The following is a 1556-nucleotide window of genomic DNA, read 5'->3' on the forward strand; positions in this document are numbered from 1 at the left end:
GGACTGAGACGACCCTCTTTTAGAAGCGTTCGACGTAGGCGCGCCAACATCTCTTCTTCGGATATGTCCACGCGCCGATTTTCAATGATCTTCTTTGTGCGCAGGAAGACATCTGGCTCAACGATCGGCTCGACACAGCCCTCGCTTCTGATCCACAGGTCCGGCGGATTGTATCGGTCTTTCCCACCCAGCTCGCGCGAGCGGCGGTTATAGACTTGGTTTCCGACATAGTTTTCATTTCTCAGGAGGCGACCGATCAACGATCGATTCCACGGCCGGCCGGTGCTGGTAGGTACAGCCTCCCGGTTGAGCATGCGGGCGATGTGAGTCTCTGACTTCTGCTGCAGAAACTGCTGAAAGATCCACCTCACGACGGCCACCTCGTCTGCTGTACCGGGCCGAAGCCTGACGTGATCGGTTAGCAGGTACTTGCGATCGCCATTTCTCATGATTCCTTTCGACTGTAGTTTCTCATCAACCAACTCCCGCCGGAGTGCGTAGCCGACCTGACCACCTAGCTTAAAGCTGAGGCGAGCAAACCGGCATGCCCCGGCGTGAACTTTTGCCGACAGTTCGCGACTGTACTCAGCAGCCATCACTCTCTTCAGGTTCTTCACGATGCTCGACAGCATGCTGCCGTCATTGTCGAATTGCTCGGCGCAATAGGCGATCTTTATGCCCGCTTGTTTGCAGACGAATTCGTAATGCGCGCTCTCATCGATATCCTGGAAGCGCCCCCAACGGCTTACGTCATAGACCAGGACGTAATCAAAGTCGGATTGCCCACCGCAGACGTCCTGGATCAGCTGCTTCAGGCCCGCTCTATTCTTGATCCGGAGGCCACTCTCGCCCTCATCGGAATAGGTCCGAACGATCGTCAGGTTGCGTGCGTGCGCGTATGCCGCAATGACAGCGGCCTGATTTTGAATTGAGTATCGCTGTCGGTCCGTCGACATGCGGACATATTGTGCTGCCCGGAGCGCTTTCGCAGATCTCGGCAGTAGATTTTTTCGAACTACGAGCGCGTTGGCCATCGATCCCGCTCCCGAGCTGTATTTGTACACACTGCGCAGCCCGCCCGGTCTTCTCAAGCCGTGCTGGTCGGGCTTTCCGATCTAGTTCACGGGTGTGCGCGAAAAATGAGGCCGGCAGCGGATCGCCGCGCACGCGGCCAGACGGCGGCGCTTATACGCGAGAGCCGCCAGCCCAAAGCGGACTCACTGACCTTCCTCGCCTAGCAGCTTGCCTGTGAATCTGTTGACGAAATGCAGCCCGGTGCAAGCCAGACAGATGACCGACGTATGGGTCCCTTCTTGCCCATCCGGCATGGTTGCAAGCCAATGTTGGACGTTCAGCCCGGTCCGGGGACACTTGAATATAATTGGGCGCTCCATGCTAAATCGTATGAAGATGCCGTAGCTAACTTTTGAGGGTCTTCAGGGAATCGAGTGGGTAATTTTGAGGGATCATAGCGGCGGAAGTGGCTGTGGATAGGGACTTTCTTGGTTTTTTAGGCAGGCCCGATTTTGGCATGCTGAGTGATGGCCAAATCAGGG

General features: G+C 56.4%; 1 protein-coding gene. It reads right to left on the minus strand.

The genetic code is table 11. The features are described from left to right. Positions 1-1034: recombinase family protein (locus WCE35_RS09730; protein ID WP_424593130.1), on the minus strand; the 1034-nt coding region annotated here is incomplete at its 3' end. Between the last annotated feature and the right edge of the window lie 522 nt (positions 1035-1556).

This window comes from Bradyrhizobium sp. (genome assembly GCF_049691595.1).
Taxonomy (GTDB): domain Bacteria; phylum Pseudomonadota; class Alphaproteobacteria; order Rhizobiales; family Xanthobacteraceae; genus Bradyrhizobium.